At 31.4% G+C, this 20,377-nt stretch carries 16 protein-coding genes and 1 pseudogene; 8 read left to right on the top strand and 9 right to left on the bottom strand.

The features are described from left to right. The first annotated feature begins 96 nt into the window (after positions 1-96). The 4 genes from BTO04_RS03370 to BTO04_RS03350 all read left to right on the top strand — a co-directional run bounded on the left by BTO04_RS03370 (position 97) and on the right by BTO04_RS03350 (position 6,628). Entirely contained in the window at positions 97-996 is a 900-nt protein-coding gene (locus BTO04_RS03370; RefSeq protein ID WP_087563153.1) for an Abi family protein, read from the top strand. A gap of 2 nt (positions 997-998) precedes the next feature. Next, positions 999-3,902: a type I restriction endonuclease subunit R gene (locus tag BTO04_RS03365; RefSeq protein WP_087563152.1), complete on the top strand. Its 2,904-nt coding sequence runs from the start codon at positions 999-1,001 to the stop codon at positions 3,900-3,902. A 1,910-nt stretch (positions 3,903-5,812) separates the two neighbouring features. Further along, on the top strand, positions 5,813-6,178 hold the full coding sequence (locus tag BTO04_RS03355) for a GerW family sporulation protein (RefSeq protein ID WP_087563150.1): 366 nt from the start codon (positions 5,813-5,815) through the stop codon (positions 6,176-6,178). Positions 6,179-6,283: 105 nt separating this feature from the next. Further along, complete coding sequence (locus BTO04_RS03350) at positions 6,284-6,628, top strand: carboxymuconolactone decarboxylase family protein (RefSeq protein WP_198342101.1); 345 nt, start codon at positions 6,284-6,286, stop codon at positions 6,626-6,628. Positions 6,629-6,765: 137 nt separating this feature from the next. On the opposite strand, the pseudogene BTO04_RS03345 reads toward BTO04_RS03350, so the two are convergent. After that, positions 6,766-7,044: pseudogene (locus BTO04_RS03345) on the bottom strand (ABC transporter permease); the annotation flags it as partial. A 79-nt stretch (positions 7,045-7,123) separates the two neighbouring features. Between BTO04_RS03345 and BTO04_RS03340 the strand changes: the two are divergent. Beyond that, complete coding sequence (locus BTO04_RS03340; RefSeq protein ID WP_087563148.1) at positions 7,124-7,699, top strand: Crp/Fnr family transcriptional regulator; 576 nt, start codon at positions 7,124-7,126, stop codon at positions 7,697-7,699. 61 nt (positions 7,700-7,760) lie between these two features. Next, positions 7,761-10,085, top strand: coding sequence for a glycoside hydrolase family 3 N-terminal domain-containing protein (locus BTO04_RS03335; protein WP_087563147.1), 2,325 nt, complete (start codon positions 7,761-7,763; stop codon positions 10,083-10,085). Between the two features lie 410 nt (positions 10,086-10,495). Here BTO04_RS03335 and BTO04_RS03330 read toward each other — a convergent pair whose 3' ends face one another. The 7 genes from BTO04_RS03330 to BTO04_RS03300 all read right to left on the bottom strand — a co-directional run bounded on the left by BTO04_RS03330 (position 10,496) and on the right by BTO04_RS03300 (position 17,320). After that, positions 10,496-11,617: an ABC transporter permease gene (locus tag BTO04_RS03330; RefSeq protein WP_087563146.1), complete on the bottom strand. Its 1,122-nt coding sequence runs from the start codon at positions 11,615-11,617 to the stop codon at positions 10,496-10,498. A gap of 83 nt (positions 11,618-11,700) precedes the next feature. Beyond that, on the bottom strand, positions 11,701-12,807 hold the full coding sequence (locus BTO04_RS03325; protein WP_087563145.1) for an ABC transporter permease: 1,107 nt from the start codon (positions 12,805-12,807) through the stop codon (positions 11,701-11,703). A gap of 109 nt (positions 12,808-12,916) precedes the next feature. Continuing rightward, positions 12,917-13,645, bottom strand: a complete 729-nt coding sequence (locus BTO04_RS03320; protein WP_087563144.1) for an ABC transporter ATP-binding protein — start codon at positions 13,643-13,645, stop codon at positions 12,917-12,919. Beyond that, a complete protein-coding gene (locus tag BTO04_RS03315; protein WP_087563143.1) occupies positions 13,645-14,547 on the bottom strand; it encodes an ABC transporter ATP-binding protein in 903 nt (300 codons plus the stop codon). The genes BTO04_RS03320 and BTO04_RS03315 overlap by 1 nt, the downstream gene beginning before the upstream one ends. Beyond that, complete coding sequence (locus tag BTO04_RS03310; RefSeq protein ID WP_087563142.1) at positions 14,548-15,444, bottom strand: HlyD family secretion protein; 897 nt, start codon at positions 15,442-15,444, stop codon at positions 14,548-14,550. 8 nt (positions 15,445-15,452) lie between these two features. Next, the gene (locus tag BTO04_RS03305; RefSeq protein ID WP_087563141.1) at positions 15,453-16,703 is read right to left on the bottom strand and encodes a TolC family protein; all 1,251 of its coding nucleotides are present in this window, start codon (positions 16,701-16,703) and stop codon (positions 15,453-15,455) included. 2 nt (positions 16,704-16,705) lie between these two features. Then, positions 16,706-17,320 (bottom strand): TetR/AcrR family transcriptional regulator, encoded by a 615-nt coding sequence (locus tag BTO04_RS03300; protein ID WP_087563140.1) that lies wholly within the window; start codon positions 17,318-17,320, stop codon positions 16,706-16,708. A 180-nt stretch (positions 17,321-17,500) separates the two neighbouring features. Between BTO04_RS03300 and BTO04_RS03295 the strand changes: the two genes are divergently transcribed. Then, positions 17,501-18,841 (top strand): DEAD/DEAH box helicase, encoded by a 1,341-nt coding sequence (locus tag BTO04_RS03295; RefSeq protein WP_087563139.1) that lies wholly within the window; start codon positions 17,501-17,503, stop codon positions 18,839-18,841. Between the two features lie 50 nt (positions 18,842-18,891). Here BTO04_RS03295 and BTO04_RS03290 read toward each other — a convergent pair whose 3' ends face one another. Then, on the bottom strand, positions 18,892-19,638 hold the full coding sequence (locus BTO04_RS03290; protein WP_087563138.1) for an arylesterase: 747 nt from the start codon (positions 19,636-19,638) through the stop codon (positions 18,892-18,894). A gap of 31 nt (positions 19,639-19,669) precedes the next feature. Between BTO04_RS03290 and BTO04_RS03285 the strand changes: the two genes are divergently transcribed. Further along, positions 19,670-20,359: an ABC transporter ATP-binding protein gene (locus BTO04_RS03285; protein ID WP_087565316.1), complete on the top strand. Its 690-nt coding sequence runs from the start codon at positions 19,670-19,672 to the stop codon at positions 20,357-20,359. Positions 20,360-20,377: the final 18 nt, after the last annotated feature.

Raw genomic sequence — 20,377 nt, 5'->3', positions numbered from 1 at the left:
TTAATGAAAACTGTTATAATATTTGTACTTTTGTCGTAACAGTACTCGTGCTGCATACCGTAAGATCTGCTCACGAGTCATTTTTTTTATATAGCTATGGCAATTAAACCAGCCTTTACCATAGCGCAACAAGTACAACAACTCAAAACTAGAGGAATGTTGTTTCATAATGAGCAAGATGCTACTCATTATTTTTCTACAATTAGTTATTATCGTTTAAAAGGTTATTGGTGGGATACACAAAACGATAGGGTAAATCATACTTTTAAACCAAATACTTATTTCGAAACTATCATTGAAAGATATAATTTTGATAGACACTTACGTCTAATATTGTTTGATGCTATAGAACGTGTTGAAATAGCTTTACGTACCAAAATGATTTATCATATGTCATTAAAATATGGCGCATTATGGTATATAGATTGTAATTTATTTAATGACAATGTAAAACATGCATCGCATCTTACTCATATTTTTAGAGAATTTGATTATAGCCAAGAAATATTTAAAAAAGAGCATAAAAGGAAACATCCGCATCAAGACCCTGAAGCTTGGAAAATATTAGAAGTTGTTTCTATGGGCACGCTTTCTAAACTATATAAAAACTTAGCGCATCAAATACCAGAGAAAACAATAATTGCAAAAGAGATGGGTTTGCATATACACAGTGAATTATCTAGTTGGCTTGAAGCCATCGTTTATGTTAGGAATATTATTGCGCATCATTCAAGATTATGGAGTAGAAACATGGTTAAAAGGCCAAAGGATGATATTGCAACTCCAATGTTTGATTGGTTAGATCAGCCGTTAACAGATGTACAAAAAAAGAAACCTTTTTTAATAATTTCTACTTTAGTTTATCTAACAAACAAAGTAACACCAGGACATCATATAAAAGACAAATTATTAGAATTGTTCAATAACCATCCAGACGTACCAATCTATAAACTAGGCTTTTTAAATAATTGGAATAATCAATCAATTTGGAAATAAATATGACTCATCAATCAGAAGCCATCTTAGAAAATAACCTAATCAAACAATTAATTGGTTTAGGATACGCATCCGCCAAAATAATGGATGGTGCTGCCTTGGTTTCTAATTTAAAGAGGCAGTTAGAAGTATTTAATACAGCTAGTTACACTGATAAAGAATTTGATGGCATTCTCAACCATTTGGCCAAAGGCAATGTATTTGAAAAAGCCAAAACCCTAAGAGACCGCTTTAGCTTTACACAAGAAAACGGAGACATCGCCTATGTGCAATTCTTTGATTCAGAAAACTGGAACAACAACTTGTTTCAAGTAACCAATCAAGTCACCCAAGAAGGTTCGTTTAAAAACAGATATGATGTTACTTTGCTCGTCAATGGGTTGCCATTGGTACAAATAGAGTTAAAACGCAGAGGTTTAGAAATTAAAGAAGCTTTTAATCAAATTAATAGGTATCAAAAACATTCCTTTTGGAGCAATCATGGGCTGTTTCAATATGTACAGTTGTTTGTAATTAGCAATGGTGGCAACACCAAGTATTTGGCCAATAACGCGCTGCAATCGGTAAAACAAACCTTTTATTGGGCAGACGCCAACAATAAGAACGTTACCGAGCTTGTAGATTTTACTATTACTTTTTTAAACCCAGACCATTTGGGTAAAATGATTGCCAATTATATTGTTATTAACCAAACCCATAAAATATTAATGGTGTTTCGCCCCTACCAATACTTTGCTACCGAGGCGCTTATTAAACACGTAAAAACCAATACAGACAATGCCTATATATGGCATACCACGGGTTCGGGTAAAACCTTAACTTCCTTTAAAACGAGTCAGATTCTAATGGATTTGCCAGAAGTGTATAAAGTGGTGTTTGTATTAGATCGTAAAGATTTAGATTACCAAACCATGCAAGAATTCAATTCTTTTAAGGATGGAAGTGTAGATTCTACTGATAATACCAATAGTTTGGTCAATCAGTTTTTAGGAAAATTTAAAGATAAAAAAGGAGTAGCAAAAGATTCAGACCTCATTATAACCACCATACAAAAGCTAAACAATGCCATTTCGGGGAAGTACCGCAAGCAATTAGAGCCTTTAAAAAAGGAACGTTTTGTGTTTATTTTTGATGAATGTCATCGAAGTCAGTTTGGAGAAACACACGGAAGAATAACAGAATTCTTTGCTGAAAGTCAGTTATTTGGCTTTACAGGCACCCCCATATTTGCAGAAAATGCTTCTAAAAACGATTTAGGAAAACGGACCACCAAAGATTTGTTTGGCAACTGTTTACACAAGTATGTCATTACCGATGCCATTAGAGATCAAAATGTATTAAAATTTGGTATTGAGTATTACAGTGTTTTTAAACACAAAAACAAACCACAGTTTGATGAAATGGTAGAGGATATTAATAAAGAAGAAGTCTTTAATGATCCTCAATACATAGAAGGCGTTGCTAATTATATTATTGCAAACCACAAACGAAAAACATTTAATAAGGAATACTCTGCCCTATTTGCGGTAAGTAGTATAGATGCAGCTATAGCCTATTATGAGTTGTTTCAACAAAAGAAATTAGCAGGCGATCACGATTTACGCATCGCAACAATCTTTACCTATGGCGCCAATGAAGATGGTAAAGAAGCGCAAGATTATTTGCCTGAAGATACTTTAAAAATCGCTGCAGAAACGGAGCTTACCTATCAATCAAGTCATACACGTGATAAGCTAGAAGGTTTTATTGCTGATTATAATACGATGTTCGGCACCAGTTACACCACAAAAGATAGCACGCTGTTTGAGGGCTATTTTAAAGACATCAGCAAGCGTTTAAAAGAAAGAGAAAAACAAAACTTCAATGATGAGAAAGATCGATTAGACATTGTGATTGTTGTTGGTATGATGTTGACTGGTTTTGATGCAAAAAAGGTAAACACCTTGTATGTAGATAAGAACTTAAAGCAGCATGGTTTAATACAAGCCTTTTCGCGTACCAATAGAATATTAGGAGAACAGAAATCACAAGGAAACATCTTGTGCTTTAGAAACCTTAAAAAAGCGACTGATGATGCAATTACCTTGTTCTCGAACAAAGACGCCATAGAGGTCGTTGTGATGCCTGAATATGAAGACATCGCAAAGAAGTTTGACGCGGCTTTTAAAGAATTGAAAGAAATAACACCAACGTATCAAAGTGTAAACGATTTAGAAAGCGAAGATGAAGAGGCCGCTTTTGTACAAGCGTTTAGAAAACTAATGCGCACCTTGAATGTATTGCAATCTTACACCGATTTTGATTGGGATGCTTTACCGCTTAATGCACAAGAGTTTGAAGATTATAAAGGAAAATACCTGGATATCTATGAAAAAGTACAAAAAGAAGCCCAAAAAGAAAAGATTTCCATCTTAGACGCTATTGATTTTGAATTAGAATTGATTCACAGAGATCGTATTGATAGAAACTATATCCTAAAACTACTGAAAGACTTTAAAGAAGAAAAAGAGCCAAGTAAATCCGAAGCGCAGAAAAAAGCAATTATTGATTTATTAGGAGGCGATATTACCCTGAGAAGTAAGCGAGAACTCATCGAAAAATTCATTGAAGAGAACTTACCTCACATTCATGATGCCGATAAAATAGAGGACGAATTTGAACAGTATTGGCAAGATCAAAAAGTACAAGCGTTGCACAAACTTTGCGAAGAAGAGAACTTAGACGCAAAACAATTCAACGCATTAATAGAAAGTTATATCTACAATGGTCAAGAACCTATACGAGACGATATTTTTAAATGTTTAGGCAACAGACCAAGTATACTGCAAGCCAGATCAATTGGAGAACGTATTCTAGATAAAATGAAAGATTTTGTAGATGTGTTTGTGAATGGAATGATGGCGTAGTATTTTAGAAAAATAAAAGAAAGTCTATATATTTTATTGAAGCCTGTACTGAACTTGATTCAGTATTCATCAATGGGAAAGAAAGTGCATAAAAACAGTTAAAGAGATTTCTCAATCGCTCCTAGCGTCACTCATTTCGAAATGACATTTTGGTGTATTTCGTGATTACTAGAAATTAAATACTAACTGTCAATGCGAGGACAGTCGACGAAGCAATCTCATTAAATAAGAACTACAGACAAACAGATTGCTTCGTGCCTCGCAATGACGTTAAGATTTTATCATTACGATTGAGTTTACGACGATGAATCTCATGAATTATAGTTAGAATCTAAACCCGTCCTACTTTTATTTTTTACAAAAATTCAATTTTTAAGGAATGGAAAGTGTCTAAATAGCTTGCGGTCTGGACACGATAATGGATTAAAAAGTAGGCTTTCAGAAAAATAAAATAAGTCTCGGTTTTTTTGGTTCTTTTTTCATCAATGGAAAAAAGAATATAATATAACTTTTTTAAGTTGCCATAAATTGAAAATAATACGTCTATATTTTTTGATGAAGTCTGTGCTGAACTTGATTCAGTACGCATTAATGGAAAAGAAAGTGCATAAAAACAGTTAAAGAGATTTCTCAATCGCTCCTAGCGTCACTCATTTCGAAATGACATTTTGGTGTATTTCGTGATTACTAGAAATTAAATACTAACTGTCAATGCGAGGACAGTCGACGAAGCAATCTCATTAAATAAGAACTACAGACAAACAGATTGCTTCGTGCCTCGCAATGACGTTAAGATTTTATCATTACGAGTGAGTTTACGACGATGAATCTAATGACTTAAAGTTAGAATCTAAACCCGTCCTACTTTTATTTTTTACAAAAATTCAATTTTTAAGGAATGGAAAGTGTCTAAATAGCTTGCGGTCTGGACACGATAATGGATTAAAAAGTAGGCTTTCAGAAAAATAAAATAAGTCTCGGTTTTTTTGGTTCTTTTTTCATCAATGGAAAAAAGAATATAATATAACTTTTTTAAGTTGCCATAAATTGAAAATAATACGTCTATATTTTTTGATGAAGTCTGTGCTGAACTTGATTCAGTACGCATTAATGGAAAAGAAAGTGCATAAAAACAGTTAAAGAGATTTCTCAATCGTTCCTAGCGTCACTCATTTCGAAATGACCTTTTGGTATATTTCGTGATTACTAGAAATTAAATACTAACTGTCATTGCGAGGGCAGCCGACGAAGCAATCAAAACATCAACTAACTGCAATTTTAAAATGATTGTACTTATTTATTAATTCTAATTTAATAGGAGTATACTTTTTTTTGTAAACTGATATACGTCATTGCGTTAACGCTAAATTTTAGGTTCCTTTAGCTGAAAATAAAACAATGGTTTTCGCTATTATTCTAATTCTTTTCTTGATGCTGGTACTTTACTTATTATTTGTGCCTGCTGTATTGTACATCAATACAAGTACACATACGTATTACTTTTCATTAAAGGGAATTTTGAAACTAAGTTTGGAAAGCCATAAAGAAGAACTCTTACAAGTTAAATTGAATGTTTTTTTTTGACTTTTAATTTCTTTCCTCTTAAAGAAAAAACAGCGAAAGCAATTAGCCCTAAAAAGCAAAAGCAGGCTAAAAAACGGAAATCCCCTATAAGGCCTAAAACCTTATTTAAATTATTAAAATCATTTAAAGTAACACAATTTAGATTAGAGGTAGATACTGGCAATTGTATTTTAAATGCCAAGTTATTTCCTGTAATGGCACTGTTAAATTATTACAAACAAGGTTTTAATGTAAATTTTGAAAACAGAAATAAATTGGTCTTACAAATACAAAATAGACCTATCTATATAATTAAATCATTTATTAACAGTTAAAAACAAAAAATTATGGAATTACATTTTGAAGAATTATTAGGAAAGATTACAGATTTTATTAAATCTGAAGCAAAAACGGAAACTATTGTTGGTTCTCAGTTTGAATTAGGAGAGTTTAAATGTGTACCTGTGATTAAAGTAGGTATGGGATTTGGATCTGGAGGCGGAGAAGGCACAGATACAAAAGCAAAAGGACAAGGAATGGGCGCAGGAGCTGGAATTGGTATTGAGCCTATTGGTTTTTTAGTAAGTAGAGCTGATGAAATTTCTTTTTTAGCCGCAGGAAAAACAAGTGGTCTTGCTGCTGTATTTGATAAAGTACCTGGCTTAATTGAAAAATTGACTAAAAACAAATCTAAGGAAGAACAACCCGCTTAAAACAATAGGTATTTAAAGTCATTATGTTTCTTTAAATACGATAGTTGTTTTACGATGTGTTTACTTTTAAAATAAGGGTATCATTTATAAAATAAAAAAAAGGTTATGAAAGATTTTATGAAACACTATGAAGAAATTTCTTTGGGAATGGAAGCGATGGGGTTAAAAATACCAGCAACGATGACTGCTTTTGGTAAGCTGCATGAAACAGCTGTTACAGAAGGGGTGTTAACAACAAAAACAAAAGAGCTAATAGCGTTAGGAATTGCAATAACGGTGCGTTGTGACGGTTGTGTTGCTTTTCATGTACATGATGCGTTAAGAGCTGGAGCAACAGATGATGAAATAATGGAAACCATTGGTGTTGCTATTTTAATGGGTGGTGGACCGGCTGTTGTTTATGGTTGTGAAGCGATGGAGGCATTAAAACAATTTAAAGTGCTTGCTTAATTTACCTATTTTATCTCTAAATAATTAGTTATGAGATAGGTATTCATTATAAGAATATCTTATTTGCAATATCTTTCCTAAATTGTATGGTTTCAATTTAGGTTCCCCTAAATTTATTGCGTTAAAAGTCCAATCTTTTATGGTTGGGCTTTTTTCATACCTACGTTGGTTTTGTATGAACTTATAACAATGGCATCTAAAAGCGTTTTTAATTGTTGAGGTGGCCTGTTCTTAAAATCAGCTCTATGGAGCAGTACCATTCTCATTACTTCTATAAAATTACGTATTGGATTAAACACTGTAATTATTTGCGTCCATTTTGGCCTACTTTCAATTGGCGTGAATACGCTACGCATCAGCATAAAAAGAACCGTAAAAAACCAAGAAATAAAAATCGCTTGTTGTTGTGTTGCTGTAACGTTAGAAGTAGCGTTGTAATTTTTTGCAAGTTAGACTTCTTTATATCACGTATATTTGTATTATTATACTAGTAATATGTTTGATGACTATCTTAATAGATTAAATGAAATAAGCCCTTTAAGTGAAGAAACAAGAGTTTTACTTACAGAAAATATTAAATCACAACAGTTTAAAAAAGGGGAATTTATTTTAAATTACGGAGAAACGTGTAAGCACATCTATTTTGTAAATAAAGGCTTTATTCGTATTTTTTATTATAAAAACGGCGTAGATATTACAGAGTGGTTTGCAAGTGAAAAACATTTCTTTTTTTCAATTTCTAGTTATTTTAATGAAACACCCAGTAAGTTAATTATAGAAGTTATTGAAGATTCAGAAATTATTATGCACTCTAAAGCGGGTTTCGAAAAGTTAAGAAACAGCAATATAGAAATCACGAATCTTTATATCGAATTATTCTCTAAATCGTTAATGGGCTCTCAAAAACGAATGGAATCCATGCAATTTGAAACAGCAAAGGAACGGTACAAATCTTTATTAGAACAGAAACCATCAATACTTAAAAAAGTACCCTTACAATTTATTGCTACCTTTTTAGGAATCACAAAAGAAACTTTAAGTAGAATTAGAACAAAAAACCTCTTCTTTTGACATATGTCAATTGTCATCTCTAGATTGATATTTATTTTTGAGGAAACTAAATAATCTCAATATGAAAATAAGTATCATTCAACTATTTTTTTTAGCATTTACACTATCACTAAGTGCGCAGGTATCAGAAGAAAAAATAGATCAAATAATAGACGGTTTATCTTTAGAAGAAAAAGTGTATTTAGTACGTGGTACAGGAATGAACTTTGGAGGTAGAGAAGAAAAAAATGAAGCTCCAACAGCTACTGTTGGTTTAAATAATAATAAAATACCAGGTGCCGCAGGTACAAGTTATATTAATAAGAGAAACCAGTTTCCAGCCGTTGTTTTTGCAGACGGACCTGCAGGAATAAGAATTAGCCCTTTAAGAGAAAAACAACCAGATAATACCTTTTATGCTACTGCATTTCCTATTGGAACAAACCTTGCTTCTAGTTGGAATGTAGCACTGGTAAAGAGTATTGGACATGCTTTTGGGAAGGAAGGAAAAGAGTATGGAGTCGATTTTTTATTAGCCCCAGCTTTAAATATTCAGCGTAATCCATTAGGGGGAAGAAACTTTGAGTATTATTCTGAAGATCCAGTTCTTGGAGGTAAAATTACAGCAGCATTTGTTAATGGAGTTCAAGAAGAAGGTATTGGTGCAACGATTAAACACTTTGTAGCAAACAACTCAGAAACGAACCGTACAGAATTAAATACAGTTGTAAGTGAGCGTGCTTTGAGAGAAATTTATTTAAAAGGTTTCGAAATTGCAATAAAAGAAAGTCAACCTTGGTCTGTGATGTCTTCTTACAATAAAATTAATGGCGTTTATGCATCAGAAAGTGAAGCGTTATTAACTAATATTTTAAGAAATGAATGGGGATTTAATGGCTTTGTAATGACAGATTGGTTTGGTGGTAAAGATGCAGTAGCCCAAATGAAAGCAGGTAATGATTTATTAATGCCAGGTACAAATGCTCAATCTAACGCGATACTAGAAGCTGTTAAAAATGGAAGGTTAGACGAGAACATCTTGGATAGAAATATTAAAAGTATTTTAATTCAGTATTTTAAAACACCGTCATTTAAAAGCTATAAACCCTCTAGCAAACCAAATTTAGAAGCACATAAAACGTTAGCTAGAAATGCAGCTTCAGAAGGGATGATCTTGGTAAAAAACAACAATGCTTTGCCTATAAATAATAAGGTAAAAATTGCTTTAATGGGTATTACTTCTTATGAGTCTATAGCTGGAGGAACAGGAAGTGGAGATGTAAATAAAGCTTATATGGTTTCTGTTTTAGAAGGATTAGAAAATGCAGGTTTTAAAACTGACAAAAACCTATCTACAAAATATGAACACTATATTAAAACAGAGAAAGCAAAAATTCCGCCTAAAAAATTCTTTTTTGAATCAGATGTATTAGTGCCAGAAAAAATATGGACTAAAGAAGAAATAGAAGACATTGCAAATAAAAATGATATTGCTATTTTTACTTTAGGCAGAACATCTGGTGAGTTTAAAGATAGAGTAGTAGAAGCTGATTATAATTTAACAGCAAAAGAAGTAACGTTACTAGAAATCATCAGTACCGTTTTTAAGGCAAAAAATAAAAAGTTTGTTGTTGTTTTAAATATTGGTGGTGTTATCCAAACTGAGAACTGGAAGCATTTGCCAGACGCTATTTTACTTTCATGGCAAGCAGGGCAAGAACAAGGTAACGCAATTGCAGATATTATTTCTGGTAAAGTAACGCCATCTGGTAAACTGACTGTTACATTTCCAAAAACATTAGAAGATGTACCTTCAAGTAAAAATTTCCCTGGTCAAGTGTTAGATCCTAATGCACCTAAATCTAATAATCCTTTAGCAGGTATGCCATCAGAAGAGGTATATGAAGAAGGAATCTATGTTGGGTATCGTTATTTTGATACTTTTAATATAGAAACATCGTATCCTTTTGGATTTGGGTTATCCTATACAACTTTTGACTATTCTAACTTAAATGTTATTCAAAATGGAGATGATATAACACTAGAATGTACTGTTACAAACACTGGTAAAGTTAAAGGTAAAGAAGTAGTGCAATTGTATGTTGCAAGTCCTAAAAGCGCTACAAATAAGCCTTTAAAAGAGTTAAAAGGTTTTGCAAAAACGAAGGTTTTAGAACCTGGTGAAGCACAAACAATAATTATTAAAACAACTGTTGCTAATTTGGGGTATTATGATACCGCTTCTCATGCTTGGAAACTAGATAAAGGTACTTACCAATTGATAATGGCAAGTAATGTAAGTACTGTTAAGTTATCAAAAACAATTGAGTTAGACGCTAAAGTTATAGAAAAGACAGAAGCTTTATTAGCTCCAGTTGTACCAATAAATACATTTATTAATAAATAAAACACTAGCATTTTGCATTCTTTTATTCTATATAATTAATAGTACTATCTATTATTTAAAGGCCAGGTTATGGTACTTGGTCCTTTTTTTTTGTAGTCTGAATATATAGTTTTTAATGATTTATATCATATTTGTTTATTTTAGTTATTTCTACCTTTATAATGTAAAGCTAAAAAACCGCTATTATGAAGAGTTTTACGAAGTGTTAGGAAGCTATAGAAGCATTAAATTAATTTAAGAAATAGTATGTACATATGTTTTGCATACTATAAATACAATCCCTCCCCAACTCGAGTGTTAAAAGCCGAATCTAATTAAAGATTGGGCTTTTTTTTATACCTTAGTTGGTGTTGTATCAACTTATTACAGGAAGTCTGAATTAGATAATTAGGGTCTTTTTAGGTAGAAAATTAAGTTGTTTTTTTATAACTCCATACAGCCAAACCATTCATAACAATTGCATATAAAAGCGTTTTTAATCCTTGAGGTAGCACGTCATAAAAACCAGCTCCTTTAAGCATTACCATTCTCATTACTTCTATAAAATAACGTATTGGATTAAATTCTGTAATTACTTGCGCCCATTTTGGCATACTTTCAATTGGGGTAAACAAGCCACTCATCAGAATAAAAATAACCGTAAAAAACCAAGAAATAAACATGGCTTGTTGTTGTGTTTCTGTAAAGTTTGAAATAAACAAACCAATACCTAATATTACTAAAATATAGATAGAAGTATAGAGGTACATTAAAGGCAAACTCCCTAACATTGGTACATTAAAAATAAGTTTTGCAAGAATTAAACCAATAGTTAATAAAGCGATTCCTATTCCCCAAAAAGGAAATAATTTTCCAATTATAAATTGATGTTTTTTAATAGGAGTTACATTAATTTGCTCTAAGGTTCCTATTTCTTTCTCACGTACAATGTTCATTCCAGATAAAAACAACGTAATCATTGTTACCAATAAAACGAGTATTCCTGGTACCATAAAGGTTTTATAATTCAGGGTTTTATTATACCAAAAAGACGGAATGGTTGAAATACTTGTAGGCTTCAAAATCATGTCTGAAGGTTGCATTAAATTTGCGCTCACTTTTTTATTAAAATGCTGTAGAATTTGATTAATGTATACATTTTCTACACCTGCGGCTGCACCATCAATTGCATTAATTTTTACACCAATAGTTGTTCGTTTTTCTTTTACCAAATCTCGTTCAAAATAACGTGGAATCTCTAAAATTACATCTACATCACCTTTTAACATAGCATCATCTGCTATTTCTGTTGATGAGAAATGGGTAATTATATTAAAATAAGACGAAGCATCAAACTTTTCTATTAATGCTCTAGAAGTTGAGGTATGGTCATTGTCAATATAAGAAAACTTAATGTTCTTTACTTCAAAAGTAGCAGCATTAGATAATATAATAAGCTGAATTATAGGCAGTATAAAAATGATAGGAAGCATGCTTTTATTTCTAAAAATCTGCTTGAATTCCTTTTGTATAATGTATCCAATTGTTTTCATGGTTAATTCTTAATGCTTTCTAAATTTCTTTTTTCTATTCACTTTTTCTGACTTCCTACCGAGACTTAAAACGGAATACGATTTTACTCCAACCTAATTTTATATTTCTTAATACTTACACCGATAAAAAACAAGGTCATTCCTATTAAAATGAAGGTTTCTTTCCAAATAAAAGTAATTCCTACACCTTTTAGCATCACGCCTTTTAAAATGATGATAAACCATTTTGCAGGCACTATATTACTTATTATTTGTAAGGGTACAGGCATGCTAGAAATAGGAAAAACAAAGCCAGATAATAAAATTGTAGGCAGCATTAACCCCATTAAAGAAATCATCATTGCTGTTTGTTGCGTGTTTGAAATTGTTGAAATTAAAATACCCAATGATAAAGAAGTGATAATAAATAAAACACTTTCTACACCTAATAAAAACAGGCTTCCTTGAACGGGCATTTTAAAAATAAAGATGCCCAATAAAATAATAACGGCTGCATTAATTATTGATAAAAAAATATAAGGAACCACTTTACCAATAATTACTTGAAAAGGTGTTAAAGGGGATACCAATAGAATTTCCATAGTTCCTAATTCTTTTTCTTTAGTGATAGAAATTGAAGTCATCATTGCAGAAACCAGCATTAAAATAATGGTCATTACACCAGGTACAAACATAAAAACACTTTTTAATTCAGGATTATAAATCATATGTGTTTGTGCGAGTATCTGATAAGGAATAGGGTTGTTTTTATTTATTTCTTGCTGATATTTATGTAGAATAGCATTTGTAAAATTACTAATAGTATTGGCTGTATTTGGGTCTGTAGCGTCTGTTAACACTTGTATTGTAGCGTTACCCTCTTTTATTAGGTTTTTACTAAAATCTTTTTCGAAATTTAAAACAGCTTTTATTTTTCCTTTTTTAAAAGCAGCTTCAATATCCGCTTCACGCTCAATAAATTGATTGACACTAAAGTATTTTGAAGCAGCAATTTTATTGATAATTTCTTGTGTAGTTGCATCTTTAGAATGATCTAAAATAGCGATATCAACATTGTTAATTTCATTTGTAATAGCAAAACCAAATAATAAAATCTGAGCAATTGGCATTCCAAATAAAATAAATAATGAGCGTCTATCTCTAAAGATATGATAAAACTCTTTTATTATAAAACCTTTAAATCTTTTCATTTTTAATTGTTTCTCTCCGGTTTTGTTGATTTCCGAAGCTCTTTTTTAATTTTTTTTTTAACTGCAACTGCAACTGAATACTAATTACTGAATTCTGATTGTTCTTTTCTCAGCCTCTCGCTAATTTTAAAAACACCTCATTCATATTATCAGCATTAAACTGTTCTTTCAGTTTTGTAGGGGTATCTAAAGCTTCAATCTTTCCATTTACCATGATAGAAACACGATCGCAATATTCCGCTTCGTCCATATAATGTGTAGTTACAAAAATGGTGGTTCCATTATTTGCAGATTTGTAAATCATTTCCCAAAACTGTCTTCTTGTAATAGGATCTACACCACCTGTTGGTTCATCTAAAAAAACAATTTTAGGATTGTGTAATAAGGCAACTGAAAAAGATATTTTTTGTTTCCAACCCAAAGGCAAAGAGCCTACTAGTTGATTTACCACTTCTTCTAAACCTAATTCTTCTACTAATTGTTTTGTTTTTTCTTTAATATTTACGCGAGACAATCCATAAATACCGCCAAAAAAAGTAATGTTTTCTTTTACTGTTAAATCGTCATACAAGGCAAATTTCTGACTCATATAGCCAATGTTTTTCTTTATGCTTTCAGCTTGAGAATACACATCAAATCCTGCCACTTTTGCGTTACCAGAAGTAGGGGTAGAGATGCCAATTAGCATTTTCATCGCTGTCGTTTTTCCGGCACCATTTGCGCCTAAAAATCCAAATATTTCTCCTTTTTTTACTTCAAAAGAAATAGCATTTACAGCAGTAAAATCACCAAACATTTTGGTTAAACCTTGTACTTCTATGACGTTTTCTTGTTTCATTATTTTGCTAATTCCATAAAAGTATCTTCTATGGTTGCTTGTGTTTTGTTAATGGTACTATTTTCAAGTCCTTTTTCTTTTAAATACTGATGTAATTCATCTCTATTAAAATGAGTTCTTTGATCTGTATAATGCACAAATTCGCCAAAAGGATAAACGCTATATTGATGCTCGTAATTTTTAAGACTCACTATCAATTTATACATATTGTTAGCGCTTACATTATAAATCTGTTTAGGGTAATGTTTTACAATTTCTTGTGGTGTATCAATTTCTAAGATTTTACCATCTTGTATTAAGGCAATTCTATCACACAAAGCAGCTTCATCCATATAAGGCGTAGATACTAGAATTGTAATTCCTTTTTGTTGCAATCTTTTTAGCATTTCCCAGAATTCTTTTCTAGAAACAGGATCTACACCTGTTGTTGGTTCATCTAAAAACAACACTTTTGGTTTGTGAATTAAAGCACAACACAATGCTAGTTTTTGTTTCATTCCGCCAGACAACTTACCCGCTCTTCTATTTTTAAAAGGTGCTATCTGAATATAAATATCTTTGATTAAATCGTAATTTTCTTCAATAGTTGTTCCAAAAATAGTAGCAAAAAACTTGAGGTTTTCTTCAACTGTTAAATCTTGATATAATGAGAATTTCCCTGGCATATAACCAACATTTTGCCTAATCTCTTTATAGCTGTCTATCACATCAAAATCAGCAACAGTTGCGGTACCATTATCAGCAATTAAAAGCGTGGTTAAAATTCTAAACAAAGTTGTTTTTCCAGCGCCATCAGGACCAATCAGTCCAAATAATTCACCAGATTTCACATTAAAAGTAATGTCTTCTAATGCCTTTACTTCTTTATACCATTTAGATATATTTGTAACAGTAATACTCATTTAATTTTCTTCTGATAGCCACATTTCTGCAGGCATTCCTATTTTAAGACTTCCATCATTTACAACATCAATTTTTGCTGCATAAACTAAGGCAACACGTTCTTCTTTGGTCTGAATTATTTTTGGTGTAAACTCAGCTTCAGAAGAAACCCAAGTAATGATTCCTTTATAGTTTTTCATTGCTTCATTGTCATCAATTTTAACGGTAACTTCTTGGTTAATTTTTATTAAATAAAGTTGCGTTTCACTTATATAAACCCGCAATCTCATGGTACTTAAATCTGCTATTTTATAGAGTGGTTTTGCAAATGAAGCAATTTCATTAGGTTCAGCATATTTTACTAATACGGTTCCATTTATAGGGTTGATTATTTTACTTTTTTCAATTTTATTTTCAATTAGTTTAAGCTGTATATCAATACTTTTTAGTTCATTTATAACAGTAGCATTTTGAGTTTCTATGCTTCTAATTTGTTGCTTAATCACATTCATTTGTCCAATGATATCATCTAATTGTTTTTGAGTTCCTGCGTTGTCTTTTAGTAATTTTTCTGTTCTTTTTTTATTAATATCAGCAATTTTTAATTGTGCTTTTAATACATTTATTTGAGACAATACACCCCTGTATTTTGATCCAATTACACTTTTAGAAATCACTAATTGTTGGCGTTTTAATGTTAAAGTAATGGTGTCAATAAAACCTACAAAGTCTTCTTTTTTAAGTTGTTGACCTTCTTCTATAGAGAAAGACAATAGTTTGCCATTGCTTTCTGCTGACACTGTTATTTCAGTCGCTTCAAAATTTCCATAACCATCTGCTTTATGGTCTCCTTTTCTACAAGAAAACAGGGTGGTAGTTGCAATGGTTAAAACTGCTATTATTTTTATATATTTCATGATATTAATTATTGTCCTTTTATTGTTTTGTAATTTGCTCTAGCTAGTAAAAGTTTAATTTTATGTGTGCTTAAAGTGTTTTCATCTTCATATAAATTTGTTAATTCTGTAATATATTCTGAAGTAGAAATAACCCCATTTTTTAACTGAGATTCAGTTGATTTTAGCACCTTTTTTCTTAATTCAATGATTTCAATATCCGAGGTTATAAATTGCTCGATTTTATTAATTTCAATTTGTTGTTGTTGTAATTCTATATTGGTGTTTAGATTAAAAATTGCTGCTTCATTATCAATAATATCTTTATTAATTAATAAAGATTCACGTTGTTTTTTATTGGCATTCCAATCAAAAGGATTCCAATTTAACTTTACACCCACCACATAAAATGGTTGAAAAGAATTGTCTAGCATATTTAATCCTGGGTTTCCATAACCAGCATTCGCAAAACCAAATAATTTAGGAGCAGTTTTCTTAGAAATTAATCTTTCTGAAACTGTTATTTCTTCTTTTTTAAGTTGAAATAAATCCAATTCAGGGCGTATAATACTTGCTTGTAAATCAGTTGTTATTTCAGGATTTGTGAGTGTTAAATTTGTGTCGATATTTTTTCCAATAATAGAAGATAGCGTTTGTAATAAACTGCTTTTATTTAATTCTAATACTGTGAATTGTTGTTTTATTTTTAACAATTCAGCTTCTAAAACAAAAAGAGAACTGGGTAAAATAATTCCGTTTTTAACACCAGATTTTACTTCATTTAGTTTTGCTTTTAACTGCTCGTTTTTTGCGTTTAAAAGTGCGCTATTTTCTTGTAATAGTAAAACCGAAAAATAGAGTTGATTAATTTGCTTTTTTAGTTGATATAAATGAACATCAACTTGCTTTTGTTTTGTTTTTAAAGACGCTTTTTTTGCACTTAAAGAAGCATCAATTAAACCATCTCCAAATATGAACTGATTTGCAGAAAGTGTTGCTCTGTATTGATCTTTATTTAAAGGTGTTATTGTAGCATTTGGAATTGGCACTTCTATAACATCAGATTGATAGGTTGCTTGCGCAGAAAAATCTAATTGAGGTAGTCTTTCTGTAGCAATCACCTCTAAATCAATAGCATTTTGTTTTGCTAATAAATCATTTTGTTTTGCCAAAGGGTAATTCGTTTTCACTAAATTATAACATTCTTCTAATGTCAATTTTTCTTGTGAAAAAGAGCCAATTGACATCAACAAAAAAGTAAATAAAACTATTTTTTTCATTGTTACACTTTTATGGAATTAATAATAAAGTCTGCTACTTCCGTTTTACGGTCTTTTATAATTTGTTTAAACCTTGCATCATCTACATCTGTTAAAGCTTTAATTAAGGGTTTAGCTACAAAGGGAAAAATACTTAACGAAAGAATATTGATAAATAATTGTTCTGCATTAATGGGTTTTAAAATTCCTTTTTCGATATCAAAATCAACTTGTTTTTTGAACTTATCTAGATTAGGAAAACTGCTATTGTTCTCTTTCATGTTAATAATAAACGCTGGATTTCTATTTATTTCTTGAATAACAAAAGTTGGGATATATGGGTGTTTACTTATAAATGTGATGTAATTAGATGTAAAATTTCTAACTTTTTCTATTACTGAAGAATCATCATTTAAAATTTTATTAAGTTGTGGTGCTAACAAAGAAAAAGCATTTTTAAATACCGCTTCAAAAAGTAGTTGTTTACTTCTAAAATAATAATGCAACATTGCTTTATTGATGCCCGCTTCATTGGCAATCTCTTGCATTCTAGAACCATCCATTCCTTTTTGTTGAAAAACATTTTTTGCAGCTTCTAATATCTGGCCTTCCGTGTTTTCGTTCTTCTTTTTTGTCATAAATTAACTATATAGTTTAACCAAATGGTTAGTAAATGTATTAAATATTATTAACATGCTATTATCGTATTAATGATATCTCATTAAATACTAAAAAAAAGAAGTATAAATAGGTGAATAATATCTACTTGATAGTACATCCTATAAAAGTGTGGTTATCTTTGCAAAAAATATTTTTTCATGTCAAAACAGTTTTCAGATTTAGGAATTAGTACAGAATTACAACAAAGTTTATCCGCTTTAAAAATTACTGTACCTACAAGTATCCAAGAAAAGGTAATTCCGGTACTCTTAAATCAAAAAGAAGACGTGGTTGCTTTGGCAAAAACAGGAACCGGTAAAACCGCAGCTTTTGGCTTGCCTTTATTGCAATTAATTGATGTAGAAAACCCAGCAATACAAGCTGTAATTTTAACACCAACAAGAGAACTTGGGCAACAGATTTTTAATAATTTAACCTCTTTTGCAACAAACAGTCCTAAAATTTCGATGGCAGTTGTTTGTGGAGGAATTCCTATAAAACCTCAAATAGACCGTTTAAAAGAACCGACTCATATTGTTGTTGCTACTCCAGGTAGATTGGCAGATTTGGTAAAACGTGAAGCCATTAATATTAAAAACATTGCGTATTTTATTTTAGACGAAGCAGATGAAATGGTAACTGCTTTAAAAGAAGGATTGGATACTATTATTGCTGAAATTCCTAAAAAGAGAAGAACTTTATTATTTACTGCAACCCTGCCAGGAGCCATCAAACAAATGGTGAATAACTATATGTCTGCTGTTATTGTGCAGATTGAAGCAGATATGGAAACTGTGGGTCATCAAGGTATAGACCATCAATATGTAGTGGTAGAACCAATAGAAAAATTAAACGTATTACTTCATTTTTTAAATTCTAAAGAAGGCGAAAGAGGCATTATCTTTTGTAAAACAAAAGCAGCTGTTAACAAGCTTGCAAAGAATTTAGCGATTAACAAATTCTCATCGGGTGCTTTGCATGGAAGTTTAACACAGGGAATACGTGATCGTATTATGGGGCAATTTAGAGAAGGAAATATTGATATTTTGGTTGCTACCGACTTGGCAGCTAGAGGTATAGATGTAAAAGAGATTTCTTATGTTGTAAATTATCATTTACCAGATACATTTGAAGCCTATGTTCATAGAAGTGGACGTACAGCTAGAGCGGGAGCGAGTGGAGTATCATTATCTATTATTCAACAAGAAGAATTGGTTGATATTCCAGAATTTGAAGCTGCTTTAGATATTACTTTTAAACACTTTAAAAAGGCTGATGCTAAAAGTATTGAAGAAAACAATGGACTTTTATGGGCTAAGAAAATATTTAAAACAAAGCCAAATCGTACTGTTTCTGAAGATTTTAAAGCGAAGATAAAAACGATATTTCATCATCTAACAAAAGAAGAGTTAGTAGATAAAATTTTGTCTAATTATATTGCTGAAAACATTAAAACGGATGATACCTCAGTAGTTGTAAAGAAGAAAAAAAAGAAATAGATAGCTCATCAACTTTTTGTACTACTAGAAAGTTATGAATTAAAACCTCTTTATAAAGTAAGAATTGGTTCTAAAACTGTCCAAACATTATTCGCAAGAATTTTTTGTCCTTCAACTGTGGGATGAATCCCATCAGCTTGATTTAATGAAGGAATACCACCAACATCTTTTAGTAAAAACGGAATCAAATACAGTTTGTTTTTTTGAGCTAATTCAGGAAAAATAGTTCGAAACGCAGAGGTATAATCCTTTCCTATGTTTGGTGGAAGTTGCATGCCTGCCAAAATAATTTTAGTTGCCGCATTTTTTTTCAAAACAGCATTTATTATTGCTTGTAAGTTTTCTCTTGTTTCTTTTAAAGGAACACCACGTAAACCATCATTTGCGCCTAATTCTAGTACAAAAATATCTATCTTTTGATTGAGTACCCAATCAATTCTATTTTTTCCTCCAGCAGTAGTTTCACCGCTTAATCCAGAATTTATAACCGTATAATCTAACGAAAGTGAATCTATTTTAGCCTGAATAACAGCTGGAAATGAATCATTTATATCCTCCAATCCATAGCCCGCAGACAAACTATCTCCAAAAAATAAAATAGTTTTGGTGGTATTATTTTCTGACTCTTTAGTTTTAGATTCAATTGGGGTCTTTTTCATGGTCTCTTTCTGTTTTGCTGTATCGGATCCACAAGAGAGTATAAGTAGTAAAAATGAGAAATAACAAAACTTTAAGAAAATCTTCTTTATACGAGCATTCAAAATCAAAATCAATTGTTTATTTTTCAGTTTCAGCATTATTTGGCAGCATAAATATTAAATGAGTACTATGACAAAGATATTAAAGATAAGTGAACTAGAGAAAACATATACGAGTGGTTCAAAAAAACTAACGGTATTAACAGGTATTTCCTTTGATGTAGAAAAAGGAAGTATTTTTTCTATTGTTGGTCCTTCTGGAAGCGGTAAAACTACTTTGCTTGGTTTGTGTGCAGGCTTAGATTACCCAAGTGCAGGTACTATAGAATTGTGTGGAAGTAATTTAGAAGACTTAGATGAAGATGAACGTGCTCAATTACGGAACAAAGAAGTTGGTTTTATCTTTCAAAATTTTCAGCTATTGCCAACACTCACCGCTTTAGAAAATGTAATTGTACCCTTAGAATTACAAGGTCAAAAAAATGCAGCTAACGTAGGAATGGATTTGTTAAAAAAAGTAGGATTGGAAGATCGTTTTCATCATTATCCATCGCAATTGTCTGGCGGAGAGCAGCAACGCGTCGCCTTAGCGAGAGCGTTCTCTAACAATCCTTCTATCTTATTTGCAGATGAACCAACCGGGAATTTAGATGAAGAAACAGGAGAAAAAGTGATTCAATTACTTTTCGAATTAAATAAAGAAGCCGGTACTACCTTAGTCATTATCACGCATGATTTAGACTTGGCAAACAGAACACAACAAATATTAAGGTTAAAAGGAGGAAAGATCATGTCTAACGAAAAAACAACGGCCAATTAAATGCGCAATAAATCTTCT

The sequence above is a fragment of the Polaribacter sp. SA4-10 genome, assembly GCF_002163835.1.
Classification (GTDB): domain Bacteria; phylum Bacteroidota; class Bacteroidia; order Flavobacteriales; family Flavobacteriaceae; genus Polaribacter.
This window is presented reverse-complemented; position numbering and strand designations above follow the sequence as displayed.